Origin of the sequence: Clostridium sp. MCC328 (assembly GCF_018785465.1) — a bacterium.
GTDB classification, from domain to species: domain Bacteria; phylum Bacillota; class Clostridia; order Lachnospirales; family Lachnospiraceae; genus Pilosibacter; species Pilosibacter fragilis.
In genome coordinates, this window is record NZ_WQPW01000028.1 from 1 (window position 1) to 22,291 (window position 22,291).

The following is a 22,291-nucleotide window of genomic DNA, read 5'->3' on the forward strand; positions in this document are numbered from 1 at the left end:
TTGTATTGCCTACAAATAGGATAGCACATTTTGTTGAAGTTTCTTTATATTATTTTATCTAGCACAACAGGTTAATTTAGAACATGGCTTTATGTTGAAGGGGCAGATTATTCATGATATAATGAGCGATAGTGAGTCAGAAGCGTGCCTGCACGGTTATGGCGAACGGCGAAATTAGTGAGTGACGAAGTCACGATATAATCATGCGCAGAAAGGCGGTACAGATTATGATAAAAACGATTCAAAGACGTCTGGACGCGATCCTGCATTGGAATATTTCCTTTGTGGGCGGTTTCCTCGGCGGTTATGCAATCCTTTCCCATGCCGGAGTCTTCGGCTCCGCACAGACGGGAAACCTGATGGAGATGGCTTCGAACGTCCGATTTATGGAGTGGGAGGAATTGGGACTTCGTCTGCTGGCGATGGTGATTTTCGCCTGCGGTGTGATCGCTTCCTATATGCTGACAAACTATACAAACTTACATATGCGGAAGCTGGCGATCTGGGTGGATGCGGCCGGTCTCGGACTTACGGCCCTGCTGCCGGATTGGTTCTCGCCGATTGCGGGCGTTTACCCGATCTTTTTTTGCTCGGCATTCCAGTGGGGTGTATATTCCGGCGCAGATGGTTTCAACAGCGCGACGGTCTTCATCACAAACAACTTCAAGCAATCCGTCCTCGGCTGGACGCAGTATGCGTTGACGAAAGATAAAGAATTTAAGAGAAAAGCGGTGCTCTACAGCAACACGGTACTTATGTTCTTCCTCGGCGCTCTCCTCGGTGTCACCGGTGTAGCTGCCTTCGGCAACGCCCTCGGCGCCTGTGTAGGTTTTATTCCCCTTGCCGTCGCCCGGATCTTTATCAGTATCGGTGAACTTCCGGTAGAAGATGAGACTCCGGAGGAGACAGAGGAAGAGGCAGAAGAGATGCTGGAAGAGGCGAAGATTTTGGAGAAGGAAGAGAAGAAGAAAATTTAAAAATTGGATATTTGATGAACGGGAATGGGCAGTTGATTCAGGGATGGGTCGGCTGCCTGTTTTGTATATCGGGAAATGCCGAAAAATTCCCTGGTACACAAAAAGACACGAATGTGCGAATGATAGTAAACGGAATTTACTTTTGAAATTTTCACGTGAATCAAAAAATCCATACCCCCATTGCAATTTTCCGCTATTTTGTATATACTTAGAATATGAGTGGATAGATGCAGCCGCTATGTGTTGGGCATTTTGCCTGCCGTAGTTGAACGGGGCACTATCCACTCTTTTATGCTTATGAACAATCAATAGCCCTCACGCGGACTCCCGCAGCAGCCGGATCAGCTCCTCCATCGCCGGAAGTGTCTGTTTTCCTTTCAGCGTAACGATGGAGTAGCTGGTAGTATCAGCCGGATTTCCGATCCGGAAGCAGCGGACAGGCTTGGGATAGTGGAAATGTTTCATATACTGGTAGAAGTTGAAAGCGATCCCATAGCCCTCCGCGGCGAGCTGACAGGCAGATTCAAGATTCTCGAGGAGAAAGATCTGTCCCGGTTCGGCGTGATCATAAGCGATGGCAAGGTCTGTGTAGTGCCTGGAGGACTGATCCGGCTTTTGCAGGATAAAACGTTCCCCGTTAAATCGTTTGAGATTGATCCTCGGACATGGATCTTTCCGGCTTTTCTTTGCCGCGCCGGTGCACAGTGGGTGCCCGGCGGAGACAACAGCGACCATATAGTCCTCATAGAGAGGACGGTATTCCAGCAGCGGATGGCTGGAGGATTCGTTTACGATGGCAAAATCAAGCTCTCCAGCAAGCAGATGCCGGATCATCTGCTCAGTAGATTCCTCGTATGGGACCAGCTTCACGTCCGGATAGCGGGCGGAAAAAACAGGCAGCGCCTTCGCAAGAAGATAAAGTGTTCTTCTGGGATGGATTCCGAAACGGATCGTTCCCGAAGAGCCACCCATGTATTTTTGAAGTTCATTTTCATAATGGGCTTCTATTTTTATCATTTCTTTTGCATGTTCCAAATAGATCTTTCCGGCCTCGGTTGGGACAAACTGTTTCCCGATCCGGTCGAAAAATCTTGTCCCGGTGCGTTCTTCAAGATTTCCTAAAAATATGCTGAGGGCAGGCGGAGAGATATGCAGGGCTTGCGCCGCATCCTTAATTCCCCTGTGTTTTTCAATTTCAAGCATATAGAGCTGTTCCCGCATATCCATGGCGTTTCGCTGGTCCTTTCCCTGAATAAATATTTGCAATTTCGCATAAAAATAAATAATATTAAATAAAACAATAAAAATATTAAACTTGCTTTAATTTTACATCTTGATTATAGTCTAAGAAAGAAAACAAATCAAGGAAGGATTGGAAGTATGAAACCATTAAAAGAAAAAAAGCCTTTTCAGGCACCGCACACATTTGTGATCCTTGTAGCGCTGATCCTTCTGGCAGTCGCAGCCACTTATGTTGTGCCTGCCGGAGAGTATACCCGGTATACGGATGAGGCGACAAACAGAACCCTCGTGGAAGCGGGGAGCTTCCATTATGTCGAATCTCATCCGGTAAGCTTTTTAACCGTTCCGGCACTGATCTACAGGGCGATCGTAAAGGCGGCAAGCACAGTTACGTTTATCCTTATTATCGGCGGCTCCTTTGAGATCATCACATCCACAGGGATCCTCACAGTTCTCTGTAAGAAGATGGCGAAAGCCTTCCGCGGCCGCGAGTATTTTGTGATCCCTGCATTTCTGCTGTTATTTTCTGTTTTTGGAACAACGATGGGAATGTCTGCTGAGGTCATGATCTTTGTGCCGATCGGAATTGCCCTTGCGGCATCTCTGGGACTTGACAAAGTGACAGGTACCGCAATGATCGCTATGGGCGCCGCATCCGGATTTACAGCCGGAATCCTGAATCCCTTCAATGTCGGTGTTGCTCAGGATATTGCGGAGATCCCGATGTTTTCCGGTATGGGATACCGCATTTTTATTCTCGGAGTTCTTCTGGTGATCGATACGGTCTACATTACCTGGTACGCAAAACGCGTGAAAGCGGACCCGACAAAGAGTATCATCTACGGAGAGCCTGAGGATCAGGAATTTACTTTCGATGATACAGAAGAAGCGCTGAACCTGACCCATGGTCTGACTCTGGCAGTGATCGTAGCCGGCTTTGCGGTCCTGATCTATGGACTCAGTAAGCTCGGCTGGTATTTTGAGGAGATGTCGGCGATCTTTATCGCGATGGGTGTGCTCTGCGGTATCGTGAACCGCTATAGCCCAAACAAGATCGCCGCTACGTTCGGAAACGGAGCGAAGGGAATCGTTGTGGGAGCTCTGATCGTCGGTATTGCCCGCGGTGTTGAGCTTGCATTATCTGACGCGATGATCCTTGACACCATTGTCCATGCGATCGCAAGTATCGTAAACATTCTTCCGCAGTCCTTAAAAGCCATTGGAATGTTCCTTGCACAGTCACTTGTCAACTGTGTGATCACCTCCGGTACCGGACAGGCCGCGGTTACCATGCCGCTTATGGTACCGGTTGCGGATTTGATCGGTATCACGAGACAGACAGCCGTCCTTGCGTTCCAGCTCGGAGACGGATTTTCAAACTCTGTTCTTCCGACATCCTCTGCGCTGATGGGGTATCTCGTTGTTTCGAAGATCCCGTATGTAAAATGGTTAAAATTCATGATGCCGTTATTCCTGATCTGGACATTCTTCGGATGTCTGTTCATGCTTGGGGCACTCATGATCGGCTATTAAGACGGAGGAAAAGAGGAGATGCAGGATTTTGAAGTGAAGGAGCGTTTAAGAGAACATCTGGAGTACCTTTGTTCGTTCGACAAGCTTTCCGGTGAACCCGAGGCGTATCGCGCGGTCGAGTATATTCTTGAGGTATTGGAGAAATCCGGGATCTCCTGCCATGAGGAGGATTTTCCGGCTTATCTGAGCAATCCGGTGAGCAGTGTCCTTATCGCAGATGGTGAGGAGTTCCCGTGCCGTCCAAGGTCTTTCTCGGAGAGCACAAAAGAAATGGTCGAGGTTCCGATGATCTACGATCCCGGAACAAAAACGGAAGTCTCCCTTTCAGAACAGAAACAGTTTATGGAAACGGTTGCCGGAAAGCTTGTCCTCGGGTATGGGTTTGATGAGCGTTACGCAAAATTGCTGGAGCAGCATGGAGCGGCCGGGTGGATCCAGATCTGGACCTCCGACGAGGATGCGGTCCATGAGGACACGGTAAGTCCTGTCTGGGGAACTCCGGATATGGACTCATCTCTGTTCCAGTTACGGATGCCGGTGGTCGCCGTCTCAAAGCCCTGTGGGGAGAAACTGATCCGGAAGCTGAAAACATATGAGGCAGAAGGAAAACAGCTTTTTGCGCAGCTTTCCAGCGAGGTGGACACATGCGTAAAAAACGTCGCGCTGCCGATCGCCGAGATCCCGGGAAAGAGCAGGGATTTTGTCCTGCTCTCCGGTCACTATGATACCTGGTACCGTGGCGCTTTTGACAACTGCACGGCAAATGCGCTGGCTCTGGAGCTTGCCCATTACATGAAAGAACATCAGGATGAGCTGTTTTATTCACTGCGGATCGCCTGGTGGCCGGGACATTCCAACGGGCGCTATATGGGATCCACCTGGTATTGTGATCACCACTGGGATGAGCTTGAGGAGCACTGCATCGCTCACCTGAATCTTGATCTTCTGGGATCAAAAGGAGCAGACCATACGCTTGCGATCCGGACAGCGGGGCTTGAGGGCGAGGAATGGCTGAAAGAGCAGGTGCGGAAGGTAGATCCGGCGGCGGAAATGATGTTTGGGCGTATCGGGCGGGGAGCGGACCAGTCGCTCTGGGGCGCAGAGATCCCATATCACATCAATCCCCGTTATGAGGCGAAAAAAGAACGAAAACACTCGGATGCTCCGGGTCCCGGCGTGTACTGGTGGCATACGATCGACGATACCTTTGACAAGATCGATCTTGACGGGCTTTTGCGGGATGGGAGAGTCGTGGGCGTTCTGCTGTATGAACTCCTCTCGAAGGAGAAGCTTCCTGCCGATTATCGCGGCTATGCAAAAACCTGGCTCCCATACTTTGAGACGTTAAAAAATTCAGAGGAGCATGAACAGGCGGCGGATGAGATCGAAACACTTCTAAAAGAGGTTCTGGATCGTTGTGAAACGCTTGAACATATGTGGGGAACGGAGAAGATCGAAGAACATAACCGCCTTTGCCGTCTCGTCGGAGGAGTTTTCAGCCGTCTTATGCACTCCACAGGCTCCGCGTATGAACAGGATACTTCTTTTGCGTATGGTCCGCTGCAGCTCCTTAAAGCTTCCGCGAAGGCGCTTCCGGAAAACAGTCCCGCGGATTGGAGCCTGTTCTATCAGACAACATTCGTGAGACAGAGAAACCGGATGGTGACGGAGCTTAGAAAACTGCTGAAAGAGATCGATCTGGAATTCAGGAATGGATCGGATCGCTTTGGATCTTCACGAAATTGTGACAGGAGAATGGAGATATGAAGAAAGAAACAATAAAGCAGGCCGTTGCGCCTTACATGGCAGAGCTTACCAAAATGGCAGACAGGATTTATGACCTGGCTGAGCCGGGGCTTGAGGAAGTCCGCTCCAGTGCGATCCTTACAGATTATCTGGAGAAAAAGGGATTTCAGATCGAGCGTGGGATCGCGGGTCTTCCGACCGCTTTCCGTGCTGTCTATGAACAGGGAAACGGAGGACCTTCCTTTGGATTCCTGGCAGAGTACGACGCACTGAAAGGGATCGGTCATGCCTGCGGTCATCACATGCAGGGACCGTCTGTGATCGGAGCTGCTCTGGCACTTCGGGATCTCTGTAAGGATCAGCCCTATAAGATCGTGATCTACGGGACACCAGCGGAGGAGACGGTCGGCGGAAAGATCATTATGAAGGAGAAAGGATGCTTTCAGGATATTGATCTTGCGCTCATGATGCATGCAGCTCCCAATACCTGCGTCGATGTCCGCTGTATGGCACTTGAGTGCTTTTATGTTACCTTTCATGGGGTAGAGGCCCATGCCGCCATGAGCCCGCACAAAGGGAAGAGCGCCTTTGATGCCGCGCTTCTTTCTTTTCAGGGGATCGAGTTTATGAGGGAACATGTTCTTGAGGATTCCAGAATGCATTATACGGTCCTTGATGCCGGCGGTCCATCGAACATCGTTCCCGGGACGGCAAAGGCAGAGTATACACTTCGCTCTTATAGTACGGATTACTTGGAGAAGGTCATCGTTCCGAGATTTCAGGACATCATAAAGGGTGCGTGCCTGATGACGGGAACGACCTGTGAGACAGAGAGAAGTTACCCGTTTCAGGCAAAGATCCCGTGCCTGACCCTGAATGACCTGATCATGGAAAATGCAAGAAAATTTGAGGCACCACAGCTCGCCGGACCGCGTGAAAAGACGGGCTCCACGGACTTTGGAAATGTTATGTATGATGTGCCCGGATGCTGCATCCGCACAGCGTTTGTGCCAGAGGGTACCGCGGCGCATTCGCAGGAATATCTCGATGCGGGAAAGACGGAGCGGGCTCATGAAGCGATCCGGTCCGGTTCGGAGATCCTTGCGGGAACATGCATCGACATGATTGAAAGACCAGAGCTTTTGGAACAGATCAAAGAGGAATTTCGGAAGCGGAAACAGGAAGAAACCGCAAAAATATGACAAAATTGTCATTTTCCAGTCATGAACAATTAAACTGCTGTCTGTAAAATATGAATCTGTAAGGAATTTAACAAATATCCAGAAAGGAAGATGATTATGACAGCAGCTATTGGTTTTCTGATGATCATCGCGATCGTAGCACTGCTCTTAAAGGGCAAAATGTCTCCGATCGTGGTACTTGCGGTGATTCCGGTCATTGCAGCCCTGATCCTTGGCTTCTCCCCGGTAGAGGTCATGGACTTCATTGCGGATGGAATCAAAACCACCACAAGCAATGGTATCTTATTTATCTTTTCAGTAATTTATTTTGGTGTTCTGGCAGACACCGGACTCTTTGATGTTATCGTAGGATGGCTGGTAAAAAAAGCCGGAAACAATGTAATTGCGGTCACGGTAGTTACAGCGCTGATCGCAACGATCGCTCATCTGGACGGTACTACGGCTGTCACCGTTCTCATTACGATCCCGGCGATGTACCCGGTATATAAGAAGATGAACATTGATTCCCGTATCCTTCTCTGCCTGACAGGTGCCTGCATGGGCGTTATGAACCTGCTTCCGTGGGGCGGTCCGACAGCGAGAGCGGCTACAGTACTTGCTATGGATGCCACTGAGTTATGGCACATGCTGATTCCGCTTCAGGTTGTCGGCCTGATGATGAACATTGTTCTTGCTGTACTTCTCGGCATGTTTGCGATCAGGCATGGTGCCGGCGCTGGAAAAGGCGTAGAGGTGGAGTCTGATGAGAAAGAGAAGAAAGAGGCGGCTGATTTAAGAAAATCCAACGCGTACCTGATCTTCAACTTCTTACTTACAGTAGGTGTGATTGCCCTGTTATCCACAGGTATCGGTAAATCCTATGTAATCTTCATGCTTGGTCTCTGCATCCTTCTGGCTGTCAATTACCCGAACCAGAAGACTCAGGATAAGCTGATCAAGAAGCACGCTCCGGCGGCCCTGATCATTTCCGCAACCCTGTTTGCCGCAGGTGCTATGGTAGGTGTCTTCGACGGAACCGGTATGCTGGAAGCAATGGCAAATGCGATCATGGCGATCATTCCGGCGGCTCTCGGAAAGTACGTTCACATCATCTTTGGTATTCTGGCGCTTCCGCTTGGTCTCTGCGTTGGAACAGATGCATACTTCTATGGCATTATGCCATTAGTTATGCAGGTAGGCGAGACCTATGGCGTGGCTTCCCTGAATACTGCCCTGACCATGCTGATCGGTAAGAACCTTGCGTTAATGGTAAGCCCGTTAGTACCGGCAACTTACCTCGCGATCGGTCTGACAGGAACAGAACTGAAAGATCATATGAAATTCAGCATTCCGCCGTACTACATTATCAGCCTTATCATGCTGGTATTCGGTGTGATTCTTGGCATTGTTGCCATCTAAATGATACATAACGAATGAAAATCCTGTTCTGCAGTACGGATCTTGTACCGCAGAACGGGATTTTTTGCTATAATGAAAGAAAAATGACGCAGGAGAAAGTTTATGAATACAGAAAAGATCCTACTGGTGGACGATGAGCGCGCGATCCGGCTGGCTGTGCGGACCGCCCTGACCCGTGAAGGAATGCAGGTGACGGAGGCAGCCGATGGAAGCGAAGCTCTGGAACTTTTAAAGAAACAACAGTTCCATCTGGTGATCCTGGACGTAATGATGGAACATGTGGGTGGTTATGATGTGCTGCAGGCAATGCGCGCCGCAGGAGACCACACGCCGGTCATGATGCTGTCGGGAAAATCCGATGAGATGGATCAGGTGCTGGGGCTGGGCTTTGGCGCGGACAGTTATCTGACAAAGCCGTTTCATACTGCGATCCTGATCCAGACAGCAAAGGCGCTGATCCGCAGAAGTCAGATCTACAGCCAGGGAGCAGCCGGAGACGCCGGGATCCGCAAGGGTCCGTTTACAGTAGATACCTTAAAGATGGAGTGCCTGAAAAACGGTGAGCCGTTAAATTTTACTGCCAGAGAGATGACCCTGTTCCGGTTCCTGATGGAGCATCCGGGACAGGTATTTACGAAGGAACAGCTTTATACGCAGGTGTGGAATGAGGCAGTGGTGGATGACAATACCATCACCGTCTATGTGAAACGGATCCGGAACAAGATCGAGGATGACCCGAAGCAGCCCCGGTATCTGAAGACGGTGCGTGGAATCGGATATATGCTGAATGTGTAGGGATAAAAAATGAAGAAGACAGAAGAATTCTTAAATCGATGGAAACTGAAGCTGATGGCAGTTGGGGTGTTGATCGCTTTATCCCTTGTGGTGGTGCTTGCAGGCTTCAGATTTTACAGCCGGTACCGGGAGCAGGTGATCCGGACAGAGGAGAGCCAGCTTTTGACTATGGCCGGGATCGTAGGAAACAATCTCGATTCCTATCTGGAACAGCAGCTGGATGAGATCGATCTGTTTTATTCACAGCGCGGGATCCCGGAAGAATGGGCAGAGTCCAATGGGATCAAGCTGTGGACATCATATTTTTTAAAGAAGAATGCAGATGTCTATAACTGGATCACAGTGACGGAGCCAGACGGGACAAGGTTTAAGTATGAATCGGGAAAGGAAGCAGTTCAGGAATCTTCAGCTGAGAAGACGATGAGCGTGGCGCCCGGGAACAAAGATCAGAAGGCCAGGATCACCGGAAAGGAAATTTCGGACCGGACGGGCTGGTATGAGCTTTATATTGAGAAGGAAGTTTCTTCCATGTCCGGAATCTGTACCCTTACATTTGCCATGGATCTGAAAGCACTGTACGAGAAGATCGTCGCGCCGGTAAAGATCGGTGAGGCCGGATATTCCACGGTAAAGGATCAGAACATGAATATCATCATGCACCATGCGAAGAATCAGATCGGTCTGGAGGCAGTTGAGGGGCGCATCCAGAAATATCCGGATCTGGATCTGAACAGTCTGGAAACCTGGATCTCCAGACAGGAAAAAGAAGATTCCGGAACCGGTGTGATCGACACCTATGTATGGGATGATCCGGGATTAAAAAAAGTCCGACGTGTCATCGCATTTCAGGCGATCTCGATCCAGGGAGAACGATGGATCATTAATTCCACACTTCCGCTCCAGGAACTTTCGGGGCCACTGGAAAGCATGATGACGATGATGATCGGGGTTATGATACCTTATGTCCTGATTCTTGTGGTGGTCACAGTGTTCTTTCTGAGAAACCGTTTTCTGGCGGAATCCCAGCAAAAGGAGATCACGTATTTAAAAGAGATCAATCATGGAATGGAGATGCTGGTCCAGAAAAACAACGAGATCCGGCATTACCAGCGAATCCAGTCGCTGGGAATGATGGCGAGCCACATTGCGCATGAATTCAACAATTATCTGACACCGGTGCTGATCTATGCGGAGCTTCTTGAGAATGATGAATCCATTTCTTCCGAGAATCAGGAGATGATCCATGAGATCACGAAGTCGGTGGATCAGGCATCGAATCTGTCAAAAGAACTGCTTGCCTTTTCCAGACAGGATACCGGTGTGCGGCTGGAACCGCTGAACTTTACGGAAGAAGTCGGGAATGCGGTATCTATCGTGCGGCAGCTTGCCCCGGCGGCGATCACGTTGAAAACAGAGATTACGGAGGAACCACTGTATGTTTTAGGACGCAGACGGATGGCGGAACACATTCTGATGAATCTCTGCAAAAACGCGTTTCAGGCTATGGAAAAGACGGAGAGAAAGGAACTGCTGATCCGACTGGAGGCAAAAGGTTACGATATGATCTGTCTGCAGGTATCCGATACCGGTTGCGGAATCGGAGATGACGCCATGCAGAAGATCTTTGAACCATTCTATACGACGAAAGGATCCAGACAGGGGACCGGACTCGGTCTTTCTGTGGTCCAGAATATGGTGACATCGGTCGGCGGAACGATCTGTGTAGAGAGCAAAGCGGGTGAAGGAACAACATTTGTCATTGAGATCCCGCAGAGCGGACCGGAAGTGGAAGCTGACGGCCGGAAACGGCTGAAGCATGTACAAAAGATTGCGATTGTCTCCAGTGAAGAGTCCGCGAAGACCTGGAAAGCGGCCGCATCTCACAGCCGGAAGACGGTAGATCTGTACGCACACCCAGCGGCCCTTATCGACCGGGTCCAGAAAGATCCGTCAGCCTATGATCTTCTGATCGCGGAGTACACACTGCCGACCATGAACGGAATCGAACTGTGTGAGGTGGTCCGGCGCATCAATCCGGAGATCCGCCTGATTCTCATCGCGGAACAGAGAGGAGCCGATTTCGAATGGTATCTGAACAACGGCATGATCGATCGGTTTATGCTGAAAGATGAGTTCGCGGAGGAATTTGCGGAGATGTTTGAGGGGTGATCGAGAAAATTTTACCCGGATGCAGTTGACTCGGTTTCAACCGAATAAAGTTTGCGGCTCCTATGTTGATACAATGAAGGCGCTTCTGCCAAAACAGAATCCTCTGTATGGCAGAATTGATCTTACCATCTGTCTGGAGCCACAGGAAACAGTAATGTCAATGCTGCGTGGACTTTGAAAGCAGAAGAACAGTTCGAGCATATGTATCGGCTGTTCTTTTTTGCTTTTAGGCGCTAAAGCGGTATTGTTTTTCTTGTGTTCAGTAGAGCACTATAGTATAATTAAACTAGTTTTTTGCATAAGTTTAAAAACTTAAAAAGGATGATCGGCAAACCAGATGAAAGTCTGGGACGCAAAGCTACAGGGCCTGTAAAATGGCAGCCAGTTGCATGAAATGAGGTGCACTGTCTGTAAGACGGTGTTTTTTTATGATGTTATTTCATAGACGCAACTATAATGAGTTTATTAGGGGGGAAAATATGAAAATCAAAAAAGGACAAGGCAAGAATGCGGTTTTTGTGTGCAGAGGATAATAGGATAAATGCAGAAATCCTGACGGAACTGTTAAAGATTGAGGGTGCGGGGTAAATTGTGAAATGCAGACAAACAGGAAAAGTAAAAATATAATAGGTATTATACAGAGCTTTCTTATATTGATATTAGTAGTCCTTATTATTTTTATGATGATTCAGATCAGCAGGCTGCAGGGGACAGCACGCGTAATAAATTATGCAGGTCTGGTACGTGGAGCTACACAGCGCGAAGTAAAATTAGAAATTACAGGAAACCAAAATGAAGAATTAATTAAATATTTGGATGATATTCTTCTTGGATTGAGATATCAGGATGGACATTATGATCTGGTAAAACTCAATGACGAAGAATATCAGGAAAAATTGCAAATCCAGAGTGATTACTGGGAAAAATTGAAAACAGAAATTGGATCAGTAAGAAACAAGGGATACAAAAATACAGACATTGTTAATATGAGTGAAATATATTTTACGATGGCAGATGAAACTGTCTCTGCCGCAGAAAGCTATTCAGAAAAGATTGCTACAAAGATTCGTACCATAGAGCTTTTGTCGGCACTTGATATGTTGAGTCTGGTGATATTGGTTATTATGCAGACTCTAAGGGCAATGCAGATGGCAATGCAAAACAGACTGCTGGAACAGAAAGTATTCATAGATGCCCATACTGGGCTGCCAAATAAAAATGCCTGTAATGAGCTTCTTGGTAAAAAAGATACGATTACAGATCCTACAGCATGTATAATGTTTGATTTAAATAATCTAAAAACTGTAAATGATACAATGGGACATTCCGCAGGAGATCAGTTAATAATGAATTTCGCAAAGCTTTTGCGCGGTGTCATTCCAGAAAAGGATTTTGTTGGAAGATATGGCGGAGATGAGTTTATAGCAGTCATTTATCATACAAGTGAGGCGGAAATTAAGGAAATATTAAAATCCTTGTCCGGAGAAAAAGACAGATTAAATAGTTATGAAAATCAAATACCAATCGACTATGCATGCGGATGGGCGTTATCCTCCGGTAATACGTCGTGTACAATGCAGATGTTATTGGATGATGCAGATGCCTATATGTATAAAAATAAACAGTTATGCAAGAAATATAATTAGCTTTCAGCTCAGTTTCAATTCCCTGAAAAAACTTTACTGCCTCCCGGAGGATTTTCACTGGCACGATTTGTGTCATGTATACGCAACGCTGATGGTTCATTGCCAGGTCAATATCAAAGAACAGGCCGTCGTGCTCGGATATTCCAGCGGAATTTTCCCGATGCAACACTAAGTTGTCCCGAGCCAGAAAGTTTGTGAAGAGGTTCTTGGATTCAAAGAGTATTCGGAAAATTTGATAAAAAGTTCGACGATATGAGCTCGAAAAATTGCTTCCGGGAAAGAATCTGTTGCGGAAACGCGGGAAATACCGTATAATAATGCGGTCTGATCTGTACATTTAGAGCGGATTTATCCGTAAAATAATGGAAAATCCGAATTGTGCGTATTTCAGAAAAAATTTTTTTGTCGTAAGAGTAAAAAATATTATGTAAACTGTCCGAGAGAAAAAACACTTGACAAGAATTTGTGTTTTTCCGCTTACAGAGAAGATCAGAGAAAAAGAACTAAAAAACCAAAAAACAGCGATGAACGCATCGCAAAAACGTGAGAAATGTAGGTAAAATAAGGATTTATGAGAAAATTAGCATTACCAGAAGAGATACTCTTGAGTATCCAGCAGCCCGCCCGCTACATCGGCGGTGAGGTGAACATGGTGAAGAAAGATCCGTCCATTGTGGACATTCGGTTTGCCATGTGTTTCCCGGACGTATAAGACAAAAGTGCATGTTTGCCCCACAATGAGGTGTTTTTTATGGACATTTCATTCATTTATGCTGATTTTCTCCTCTTTTTTAAACGAAACATATAAAACCTGGACGATTTTTTACGTGTTGTAATCCAAAGAATCGTCTGATTATTGCAATAGCGTTGTAAAATAATGGACTAAAACAAGGTTATCCACAATCAGCCAAAAAAAAAGACAGATAACTTTGAAAGGTCTTTCGATACAATTTTATACGATCAATCTGTATATTGTTCCAACAGAAACAACGACGAACCCGTCGTTATTTTTTTTGTCCGAAACAGATGAAATCCGTTCCCATAATTGCAAAAGCAAGGAGGAAACGGGCTATGTTGGAATTTAAAAATCGTGAACTTTTGGAAAAATATCAGTATAACACGGTCGCATTATCAAACGATCTGATGGACCGCATGCATCACATACAGTCCCTGGAAAGACAAGGACAAAACATTGATCGTATCAGACTCCCATTTGCTGATTCGTACCTGACAGCACCGATACGCGAAGCTATGCACCGAAAAATAGAACAGCAGCAGCAGGATCTGCAGCAACAGTGGAAGGAGTTGTACGGAAGTGGCTATCCTTATATCAAGGACAAGGATGGAACATTGACACATGCCTCACGTATGACCGGCGAACATCTGATGGTTCCTTCGCGGGATGGATGGTATCATATCCCGGATACTTTATGCCAAAATGCGGAAGAACGACAAATCCGTCAGCAGTTTGAAAAGGAGTGTGCACAATTAGAACGACAAATCCCGTATGAAACCGGGAAGCAAATTGAACAGATGTTTCTGGAAACCAGGAATAACGCACAACAGCTCTGGGCTCATCGAACCGGCCTTTCCATGGATGGAGGTGACCTGTCAGCCATTGCGACGCGTGGTTTAATCGTACCGACACAGGGACATGGTAAGGATGAGGAAGCGCAACTTGAATATACGGCAACTCCGATTTCCATGAACGCAAAAGGTTTTATTCAGCTATTGCGGATAGCAGCCCTGGAAGAATACAAGAACATGCAGGGAACCGTTGTTTGCCGCACACAGGGAACTCCCAAAATCCTGGGTGATTATCTGCAGCCGGATCAGATAGTCTGTTATATTGCAAGAGACGCCTGCCATCGCGTATGCCGTTATCTGGATACAACCGATATGATGCAGGTACACAATACAAAAACCATTCTGGAAAACGGCAAGGAAATGGAAGTGGATCGGAAGTCCGCACAGGAATTAACCGCAAACGATTATCGCAGTTTCAGTCATCCGATGCTTGAACATCAGAGCATTACACTGATTAATGATTCTTATGATGGGCGGGTGGGAAATTGTTCCATTGCATACGGCGACCGGATATACGGAAATCTGGAAAGCATGGCAAGGGGACTTGGGCTGACTCAGATTCAGGAGTGGATCTGTAACGACTGCATTCAGATGTTTGCACAAGATATACAACGCGAGACCGGAGCAGATATGGAATGCCAGCCGGAAATGGATGTCACGCAGAAACGGGAACCGGACGATCTGGATGTAGAATATGACCCCGGAATGAACATGGTACGGGATCTGGATGATTGGGAAAGGGAAGAAGAATCTTTCACGGAATGGCAGCCGGAAATGGACGCCGTATGGAGACAGGAACAAAAAATGAAAGTCGAAGATATGGAGCGATAGCAGAGAAAGAATTAGGGGGTGGAAAAAATCACATTATTTCAACCGTTTGGAAACGGCAGATATCAAGGCGGTAACAGATGATGGTCTTATTTTTGCATACTACATTCTTCGTTACACAAAAGAGATCTCGTGGAGATCTTTTTTTTCTATCTCAAAACCAAAAACATTCTTTTTCTCTCCATAATTTCCCTGAACAAAAAAATGAATGGAGGCTTTTCGTATGTTTAAACGGGAGATCACGGAAATTAAAAAAACAATGTCACCCCAGGAATGCAATATCAGCCGCATCCGCGGATGCTGCGTCAATGGAGAAAAAGAAATTCTGTCATCATTTGGTGATACATTTCTTTCCCTTCCGGAAGAGGAGGTCTTTAAATATTATGAAATCTTTAAAAAGACTTTGTCTGGAAAAATCGGCAAAAATGTACATAACTTAGATATACCACTGGCCGCAGAAAAAGAGGATGGTGAGCAGGAGTTTATGATGCGACTGCGAAAAAGCGAGCTGAAGGATGATGAGCTGGTCGAAGAATTTTTCCAGAACATCATTGATACCTATGATATCGTTGGGAACTATGCGATTATTCTCGCATACGGGAGTTACGACATTCCGGGAAAAACCTCTGACAACGCTACACTGAATGATGCGTCCGACGAAGTGTTCCGGTACCTGCTCTGCAGCATCTGTCCGATGTCTTTGGACAAACCGGGGCTTGCTTATAATGAAGAAGCGAAGACCGTGGAAAATCGTAAGCGTTCCTGGAATGTGGAAATGCCGACGCATGGATTTTTATTCCCAGCTTTCAATGATCGCTCCACGGATATCCACGCTGCATTATGTTATACGAAGAAAAGCATCGATAAACAGACGGTATTTTTTAGAACGATGTTTGGGGCAACAATGCCGGAATCTGCGGAAGAACAGAAACAAATGTTTGAGACCGTGGTAGAAAAGACATTTGGTGCATCCCCGGAATTTGCCTTTGTCAAATCTGTCAATGATAATCTTGCGCGTATTGCGGAAGAAAAGAAAGATCAAAATAATGGCGGTATGAATAAGGATGAACTGCGTTCCATTTTTGAGGAAAGTGGAGCTGATGAAACAGATCTCGAAACGTTTGATCGGATTTATGACGAAGTGGTAGGAAAGGGAAAGGAACTGCTTCCGGAAAATGTTCTGAATGCTTCCAAACTGGAAATTAAAACGGAAGAGGCTGTGGTCTCCGCAAAACTGGGAGAAGGATCTTCCATTGAAACCAAAGTGGTGGACGGCGTCAGATGCCTGGTGCTTCCGTTGAATGGAATTTGCAGCATAAACGGCATCAAAGTAAGTTAAATTTGTATTTCATATGGCGAAATTATTGTTAATTTTCGCTGACCCGCCTTATGTGCGGGTCTGTATAGAAACCATACCAATAATTCAAATATTTTTCCCATAATTTTCCAGAGAAAATCCAGCGTAGGAAAGGAGAACTATGAAAGACAAATTTAAACGACGGATAGTTTATCTGGGAATCACTTTGTTGGCATTCATTGGTATTGGCGTTGCCGCAATCATTTCTACGACCAGACAGAAAGCAGATCATGCCATGGCAATGATACAGACGGTAGATAAACAAGAAGTAAAGGAAATGGTAAACGAAAATATCGCAAAAGAAGAAACTATGAAACTGCGCGATCACTGGACCATTGCCGGGTTCGGATTAGACTCCAGAAACCCTGAAAATTTAAAAAATGGAAATTCGGATGTAATCATCCTGTTTGACATGAATGGAAAGACCGGTGCCATTAAAATGGTCAGCGTATATCGTGATACCTGCATGAATATCGGGAATGGCAAGTACCGTAAAGCCAATGCTGCTTACGCAACCGGTGGGCCAAAACAGGCTGTACAAATGCTGAATGAAAATCTGGATGTGGAAATCGATGATTATGTAGCCGTGACATGGAAAAGTGTGGCGGATGCCATTAATATCCTCGGTGGAGTAGATCTCGAAGTTACCAAAAGCGAATTCCGCTACATCAATGCCTTCATTACAGAAACCGTAAAATCAACCGGTATAGGTTCTTATCAGCTAAAAGCGCCGGGGATGCAGCATATGGATGGTGTACAGGCTGTGGCATATTGTAGGTTGCGTTTAATGGATAATGATTTTAAAAGAACGGAACGCCAGCAGAAAGTGTTGCAACTGGTATTGGAAAAAGCAAAACATGCGGACTTCGCCACGCTTAACAACATTATTGAAACAGTCTTTCCGCAGACAGCTTCTTCCATTGATACGGATGATCTTCTTGCAGCCGCAAAGAATATTATGAAACTGCATATTGCAGAAACGCAGGGATTTCCGACTCAATATTCCTGTAAAAACATTGGTGGGGATTACGTGTTCCCGGAATCATTGGCAGATAACGTTTCTATCCTACATGAATTTCTGTATGATTCGATTAAGTATCAGGTATCAGGACGCGTAAAGGAAATTTCCGATGCAATATACAAAAAAGAATATGGGAAAAGAACCGTTGAGAAAAAAGTCGAACAGAGTAAAACGGAAATAGAAACGTGGGAGGCACAAACGCAGGAAACATGGTCTTCGAATGAATACAGTCCAGAACTGCAACCTTCGATAAAAACACCGGATGAAACGACATCAGAGACTGAATCGATGCCAGGAATCGCAAACGAAACCGAAAAAACAACCTCGGAACATTCAGAAACGAAAGAAGAAGAGATGATGGATCAGGCAGATCAGGCAGATCAGGCAGAGCCGACAAAACCGGCAGGGCCTGCATCTGACAAAACACGAATTACAGAAACAGAAGCGACTGTTACGGTGCCAGATACAGATATTGTTTTGGAAGAATCGGAGTGCAACGTACAATAACGAAAAATTCGTTTGTGCAATGTTGCGACAAAAGGAGGACACTATATGCAGAGAAAATATATTGAGGATTTTTCTGAATTGGAAAGAATGCTGGTGCTGGACATGAATTTTCTCCGCTGCGCCTGCAACGGATACGAAGACCGCGATCTGTTAATCTGTATCATTCGGATCATGTATAGTATTTACCTTACATTTCAATACCGGGAAGACTGGACCTTACAAGATGTCGGTAACTATGTGGACACAATGGTTCAATATTTGAGAGTGGGTCAGAGCCCACAGTATCATTATATTAACACGGTCCAGATCGCTATTGAGCACCATGATAAAAAACCGATGTATTACGCGACAATCGGGGCGATCTTAGTGGAGCCGCAAAGCTGGCACTTATTCATTGGATTGAGTGCAATGACCAAAGCAGATGGAACTTTAAAAAGAGTTTTCGAGTGGTTCACACGTGCAGAAGCGTAGCACCGTCCCTTTGGAATGGAAGATCCTCTCATATACTCTTATTCCACGAAGTCCGCCCTGATGGGCGGATTTTTCATATACATCTCATCCCATAATTGGTTTGAACCTATAACAGAAATTTGAGATACGAAAGGAAAAAACTATGGAAAAAAGTATAACTGAATTACTGGTGCGTCCTCAAATCGCATTCGAAACAATCCCCGGACATTACACCGGAGAAACCAAATTCCGTACCGGGCTTTGTGATACACATAAGCGGAGTGTTGCGGCGTCAAACCATGTAGAGGACTATAATGTCACGCTTAGCAATGTGGCCGTTCTGTTCGATTATGTAAAAGACGGACAGCTCTCCTGCGCTGGCAGTTCTGAGCGTGTTTACCTGGAATTTCGGGATAAGGGAGGAAACACGGTGTGGTGCTATGCGGAAATGGATGGAGAGTATCCGCAGGTCTATGACAAAGCATCAGATACGATATACGCTACCGCAGCCCTGGCTGTCTTGGCGATTCTGACAGTGCCGGTTATCCGCAAAAGTTATATGGATGTGATAGCTGCAATGCAAGATGCAAATGTGGATTATGACAAACTTACCACTGGTATCTATCATTTCTGCGACTCGTTTTTATACGACTTCGCAAAACCAGCAAAAAGCGTCTATCAAACCAAGGGAACTCTGACCGAGGAGGAATTGTTATTGGCATATCGCAGCCGTTTGTTAAACGATATGTCAAATCAGTTTTCGATGGAGAAAAACGCAGAACCATGCAGGCTGTTCCGGGGCATCGCACAAAAAGAAGAGCCTAAAAAAGCAGTCAAGAAACAGAATGACAACATGAAAAGCTTCCGTAATATGGAGCATCATGTGGATTATGAGTGGAAGGATGAGCAGAAAGACCGCATCCGTCCCGTGTCATTCCTGGATGATTTCACACCGACGGACACCTTCTACAAGGTTATGAAAAAAATCGACCTGCGTATCGGTAAAAACATGGTGACTAACCTGCAATGTGGAGTCACAGACCCGTTAATGATCCGTTCCGACTATGTAAATATGCTCTTTTATGGTGATCCAGGTACCGGAAAAACAGCACTTGCCAATGCCATTTCCGCATCAACAGGTATGCCGATCTATGAGGTAACCTTTAACGAGGATTCCGAGGAAGACGAATTCGAGGGAAAAAATAAGATCGTGGAAGGCAAGCTCTCATTCGTGGAAACAGCGTTCCTGGAGGGTTTTGCAAACGGAGGCATTCTGCTTCTGGAGGAGATCAATCTGGCCAGAGCCAACATCTTCACATCCGTTCTGAATCAGGCGATGGAATATCCGTATATCATTAAACGGAATGGTTACGAACGGATCGTGAGACATCCATTGACGGTGATCATCGGAACCATGAACCTGGAGACAGAGGGAACCACTTCCTTAAACTCTGCTTGTTCTCAGCGTTTTACGTCCAAATACCTCGTCGGGGAAATGGGAGACAAGGACATGATGGAATCCCTTAGAAAACGAGGATACTCCACGGATGATATCCGTTACGTGTATGGGCAGTATAAAAAGTTGCGAAAATCCCTGAAAGAAACGGACCAGGAACGGAAGCTGCTGCGTGAGGTTTCCATCCGGCAGTGCATTGACGCACTGAACGCTATAGAAGAGGGTGTGGAACCGCGGGAAGCAGTTATTGACAGCCTTTATGGCGCACTGGCTGTGAAGAACAAGCGCGTTGCGGATAAGTATATGGCCGGAATGTTTCAGGCTATGGTTAATTACACAAAAACCACTTGATCGCAGTATGCGAACAATCTTATACGGAAAGAGGAAATCACATGGATAAAGAAACAGTCCGCTGGGAAGCGGAGAAAAATATGTACTCCGGAATTGTGACCGGTATCGTTGGAAGGGAGATGCACGTACTGGAAGCGGAGGACGGCGAGCTTGGCTACACAAAAGCCGGGGACACGGTATATGTAGCCAGAAAACATCCGCTGTTCCAGATGATTGATGAAAAAGAAGCGGCGACGCTGCGTTATGGAGTATGTGTGCATGAGGCGCTGCATCAGGTATTCACAAATTTCAGTTACATGCAGCGCTCCATCAGCACACTTTCCAGGACAAAACTGTTGAAGACAGAACTGGATATCCGGATGTACTGTATTTTTGTGAACCTGGTAGAAGATCCAGCCATTGAAAATATGGCGTCCAGCGTCATCGGTGGCCCACCGCTTGCGGCACTGGGTTATACAATCCGCAAAATTTACGAACTGTCCGGTGACTTTCAGAAAGGCTGCCGCTATCCAATCGAGGAAGTGATCAATGCGCTAATCCAGTTTGGGGATCTCGGCATTCTGAAAGGTAATTTTTCCTTCCAGTCAGCCCGCGGTATTTTTTTAAAGATCGCCAGACCATTTTATGATGCAATCAATGAAATGGATCCAAAGAAACGAATTGACGCCGTATTTCCGATTTATGCGGAATGTGCAAGGTTGTGGGCCGGATATTCCGAGAAAAAGAAAGAAGAGATGGAGTCGCAGATTGCTCAAACAATGGAAAAGCGCGGGAAAAGTGGCGCCGACCGGGAGGCTTCCGGAACCGGGAGCCGTGGAACCTGCAATGACAGCACACCAACACAGAACAGACGTACGGAAACCATGAAACGTCTGGAAGCGGAACAGGGCCAGGGCCAGTCAAATCATGAGCGTCCGGTAACGGATGTGTCTGCAAAGAGTAAAAATAATGGCGACAACCATCCGGATGATAGCGCGGTCCAGACAGGGCAGAGTAGCGCAGCGCATGCGGACAACAATGGTCAGACGCCAGAACAGGATTCTATCTGGAACCAGGAGATACCGGAAATGCCGGAACTTTTGGAAAAAGACCGGGAAAATATCCTGGAAGGTATTCGTTCATATATGCATGAACCTGAAACAAATGCAACGGACAAAAAACGGTATTACCGCGACTTCGACCAGTTCGAAGAATTGAATAACAAATCGGAATATCGGCATATTCAGGCAATAAACAGATATGCTTCAGAGCCTAGTCCAAAGCATGTACAGCGTTATGACAAAATTCTGCACACGATGCAGGGTGGAATCGCCGGAACCGTGTCAGAACTACGGGAAATTTTTCTTTCTGACAGGGTTCGTAAAATACACTGTGAGAGCGGACGTGCTGACATGAACCGTTTTGCTTCCGGCAGGCTGAGCTCAAAAATGTTTCAGAAACGCCGGGCACAAGGACATAAAGCGGATATGTGCGTCACCGTGATCGGCGATCATTCAGGCAGTATGGCTGGGGAAAAATTAACCAGAGAACTGTATACGGTTGTTGCGCTGGCTGAAATTTTTGCCGAACTCGATATTCCGTTTTATTTTTTCAGCTTCCATGTGGAAGGCAGGAAACCAATACAGACCCATTACATCCGCTGGGACAATACGGAAACCGAACGGCATCGCCTGGTGAGTTTTAAAGCAGATGGATGCAATTTTGATTCTTACAGCATCCGCTACGCCGCAAAACTTCTGGAAGAACGCCTGGAACGACATAAACTCCTGTTTGTGCTGTCTGACGGCCTGCCTTCTTTTTACGACAGTGTGGAAATGGGAATCAGAGAAAACACAACCGCTGTTATGGAAGCAAGATTGGCAGATATCGACGTAATAGGATTTGGTATCGGCACGACTAAAAAAGAAACATTCCATCGGATGTACGGGGAAGAATATTATGTGGAAGTGAAAAATCCCGCGAATATGTTCGAACAGATTGTGGGGAGGCTCACAACGGTTGTGGACGGTTGGGATTAGAGAAAGGA

The 22,291-nt window shown here is 46.4% G+C and carries 16 protein-coding genes and 1 riboswitch; of the genes, 15 read left to right on the plus strand and 1 reads right to left on the minus strand.

What is annotated here, in order from left to right:
* Window positions 1-227: 227 nt before the first annotated feature.
* Window positions 228-977, plus strand: a complete 750-nt coding sequence (locus tag GPK83_RS05110) for a YoaK family protein (protein WP_117513226.1) — start codon at window positions 228-230, stop codon at window positions 975-977.
* Window positions 978-1,292: 315 nt separating this feature from the next.
* On the opposite strand, the gene GPK83_RS05115 is transcribed toward GPK83_RS05110, so the two are convergent.
* Window positions 1,293-2,180, minus strand: coding sequence for a LysR family transcriptional regulator (locus GPK83_RS05115; protein WP_215704164.1), 888 nt, complete (start codon window positions 2,178-2,180; stop codon window positions 1,293-1,295).
* Window positions 2,181-2,357: 177 nt separating this feature from the next.
* Between GPK83_RS05115 and GPK83_RS05120 the strand changes: the two genes are divergently transcribed.
* From GPK83_RS05120 to GPK83_RS05185, 14 genes are all read left to right on the plus strand, one after another.
* Window positions 2,358-3,752, plus strand: coding sequence for a TIGR00366 family protein (locus tag GPK83_RS05120; RefSeq protein ID WP_215704165.1), 1,395 nt, complete (start codon window positions 2,358-2,360; stop codon window positions 3,750-3,752).
* 18 nt (window positions 3,753-3,770) lie between these two features.
* A complete protein-coding gene (locus GPK83_RS05125) occupies window positions 3,771-5,519 on the plus strand; it encodes a M28 family peptidase (protein WP_215704166.1) in 1,749 nt (582 codons plus the stop codon).
* The gene (locus tag GPK83_RS05130) at window positions 5,516-6,700 is read left to right on the plus strand and encodes a M20 family metallopeptidase (protein ID WP_015554464.1); all 1,185 of its coding nucleotides are present in this window, start codon (window positions 5,516-5,518) and stop codon (window positions 6,698-6,700) included. The genes GPK83_RS05125 and GPK83_RS05130 overlap by 4 nt, the downstream gene beginning before the upstream one ends.
* Before the next feature lie 96 nt (window positions 6,701-6,796).
* On the plus strand, window positions 6,797-8,098 hold the full coding sequence (locus tag GPK83_RS05135) for a citrate:proton symporter (RefSeq protein ID WP_215704167.1): 1,302 nt from the start codon (window positions 6,797-6,799) through the stop codon (window positions 8,096-8,098).
* 102 nt (window positions 8,099-8,200) lie between these two features.
* Window positions 8,201-8,893, plus strand: coding sequence for a response regulator transcription factor (locus GPK83_RS05140; RefSeq protein ID WP_015554466.1), 693 nt, complete (start codon window positions 8,201-8,203; stop codon window positions 8,891-8,893).
* A gap of 9 nt (window positions 8,894-8,902) precedes the next feature.
* A complete protein-coding gene (locus GPK83_RS05145; RefSeq protein WP_215704168.1) occupies window positions 8,903-11,062 on the plus strand; it encodes an ATP-binding protein in 2,160 nt (719 codons plus the stop codon).
* A 317-nt stretch (window positions 11,063-11,379) separates the two neighbouring features.
* Window positions 11,380-11,455, plus strand: a riboswitch (cyclic di-GMP riboswitch).
* Window positions 11,456-11,742: 287 nt separating this feature from the next.
* A complete protein-coding gene (locus GPK83_RS05150; RefSeq protein ID WP_345941779.1) occupies window positions 11,743-12,708 on the plus strand; it encodes a GGDEF domain-containing protein in 966 nt (321 codons plus the stop codon).
* A 571-nt stretch (window positions 12,709-13,279) separates the two neighbouring features.
* Window positions 13,280-13,420 carry a hypothetical protein gene (locus GPK83_RS05155; protein ID WP_215704229.1) on the plus strand — a complete coding sequence of 47 codons (141 nt, stop codon included), beginning with the start codon at window positions 13,280-13,282 and terminating at the stop codon, window positions 13,418-13,420.
* 359 nt (window positions 13,421-13,779) lie between these two features.
* The gene (locus GPK83_RS05160; protein WP_215704170.1) at window positions 13,780-15,126 is read left to right on the plus strand and encodes a hypothetical protein; all 1,347 of its coding nucleotides are present in this window, start codon (window positions 13,780-13,782) and stop codon (window positions 15,124-15,126) included.
* Window positions 15,127-15,346: 220 nt separating this feature from the next.
* On the plus strand, window positions 15,347-16,462 hold the full coding sequence (locus tag GPK83_RS05165; protein WP_215704171.1) for a DUF4317 domain-containing protein: 1,116 nt from the start codon (window positions 15,347-15,349) through the stop codon (window positions 16,460-16,462).
* 139 nt (window positions 16,463-16,601) lie between these two features.
* A complete protein-coding gene (locus tag GPK83_RS05170; RefSeq protein ID WP_215704172.1) occupies window positions 16,602-18,008 on the plus strand; it encodes an LCP family protein in 1,407 nt (468 codons plus the stop codon).
* 45 nt (window positions 18,009-18,053) lie between these two features.
* Entirely contained in the window at window positions 18,054-18,479 is a 426-nt protein-coding gene (locus tag GPK83_RS05175) for a hypothetical protein (protein ID WP_215704173.1), read from the plus strand.
* 142 nt (window positions 18,480-18,621) lie between these two features.
* The gene (locus GPK83_RS05180) at window positions 18,622-20,265 is read left to right on the plus strand and encodes an AAA family ATPase (RefSeq protein WP_215704174.1); all 1,644 of its coding nucleotides are present in this window, start codon (window positions 18,622-18,624) and stop codon (window positions 20,263-20,265) included.
* Between the two features lie 41 nt (window positions 20,266-20,306).
* Entirely contained in the window at window positions 20,307-22,283 is a 1,977-nt protein-coding gene (locus GPK83_RS05185; protein ID WP_215704175.1) for a hypothetical protein, read from the plus strand.
* Window positions 22,284-22,291: the final 8 nt, after the last annotated feature.

What these genes read in the sequence shown, in the direction of transcription:
- GPK83_RS05110 (WP_117513226.1), top strand. Translation starts at nt 228, where the DNA reads ATGATAAAAACGATTCAAAGACGTCTGGACGCGATCCTGCATTGGAAT.
- GPK83_RS05115 (WP_215704164.1), bottom strand. Translation starts at nt 2,180, where the DNA reads ATGCTTGAAATTGAAAAACACAGGGGAATTAAGGATGCGGCGCAAGCC.
- GPK83_RS05120 (WP_215704165.1), top strand. Translation starts at nt 2,358, where the DNA reads ATGAAACCATTAAAAGAAAAAAAGCCTTTTCAGGCACCGCACACATTT.
- GPK83_RS05125 (WP_215704166.1), top strand. Translation starts at nt 3,771, where the DNA reads ATGCAGGATTTTGAAGTGAAGGAGCGTTTAAGAGAACATCTGGAGTAC.
- GPK83_RS05130 (WP_015554464.1), top strand. Translation starts at nt 5,516, where the DNA reads ATGAAGAAAGAAACAATAAAGCAGGCCGTTGCGCCTTACATGGCAGAG.
- GPK83_RS05135 (WP_215704167.1), top strand. Translation starts at nt 6,797, where the DNA reads ATGACAGCAGCTATTGGTTTTCTGATGATCATCGCGATCGTAGCACTG.
- GPK83_RS05140 (WP_015554466.1), top strand. Translation starts at nt 8,201, where the DNA reads ATGAATACAGAAAAGATCCTACTGGTGGACGATGAGCGCGCGATCCGG.
- GPK83_RS05145 (WP_215704168.1), top strand. Translation starts at nt 8,903, where the DNA reads ATGAAGAAGACAGAAGAATTCTTAAATCGATGGAAACTGAAGCTGATG.
- GPK83_RS05150 (WP_345941779.1), top strand. Translation starts at nt 11,743, where the DNA reads ATGATGATTCAGATCAGCAGGCTGCAGGGGACAGCACGCGTAATAAAT.
- GPK83_RS05155 (WP_215704229.1), top strand. Translation starts at nt 13,280, where the DNA reads ATGAGAAAATTAGCATTACCAGAAGAGATACTCTTGAGTATCCAGCAG.
- GPK83_RS05160 (WP_215704170.1), top strand. Translation starts at nt 13,780, where the DNA reads ATGTTGGAATTTAAAAATCGTGAACTTTTGGAAAAATATCAGTATAAC.
- GPK83_RS05165 (WP_215704171.1), top strand. Translation starts at nt 15,347, where the DNA reads ATGTTTAAACGGGAGATCACGGAAATTAAAAAAACAATGTCACCCCAG.
- GPK83_RS05170 (WP_215704172.1), top strand. Translation starts at nt 16,602, where the DNA reads ATGAAAGACAAATTTAAACGACGGATAGTTTATCTGGGAATCACTTTG.
- GPK83_RS05175 (WP_215704173.1), top strand. Translation starts at nt 18,054, where the DNA reads ATGCAGAGAAAATATATTGAGGATTTTTCTGAATTGGAAAGAATGCTG.
- GPK83_RS05180 (WP_215704174.1), top strand. Translation starts at nt 18,622, where the DNA reads ATGGAAAAAAGTATAACTGAATTACTGGTGCGTCCTCAAATCGCATTC.
- GPK83_RS05185 (WP_215704175.1), top strand. Translation starts at nt 20,307, where the DNA reads ATGGATAAAGAAACAGTCCGCTGGGAAGCGGAGAAAAATATGTACTCC.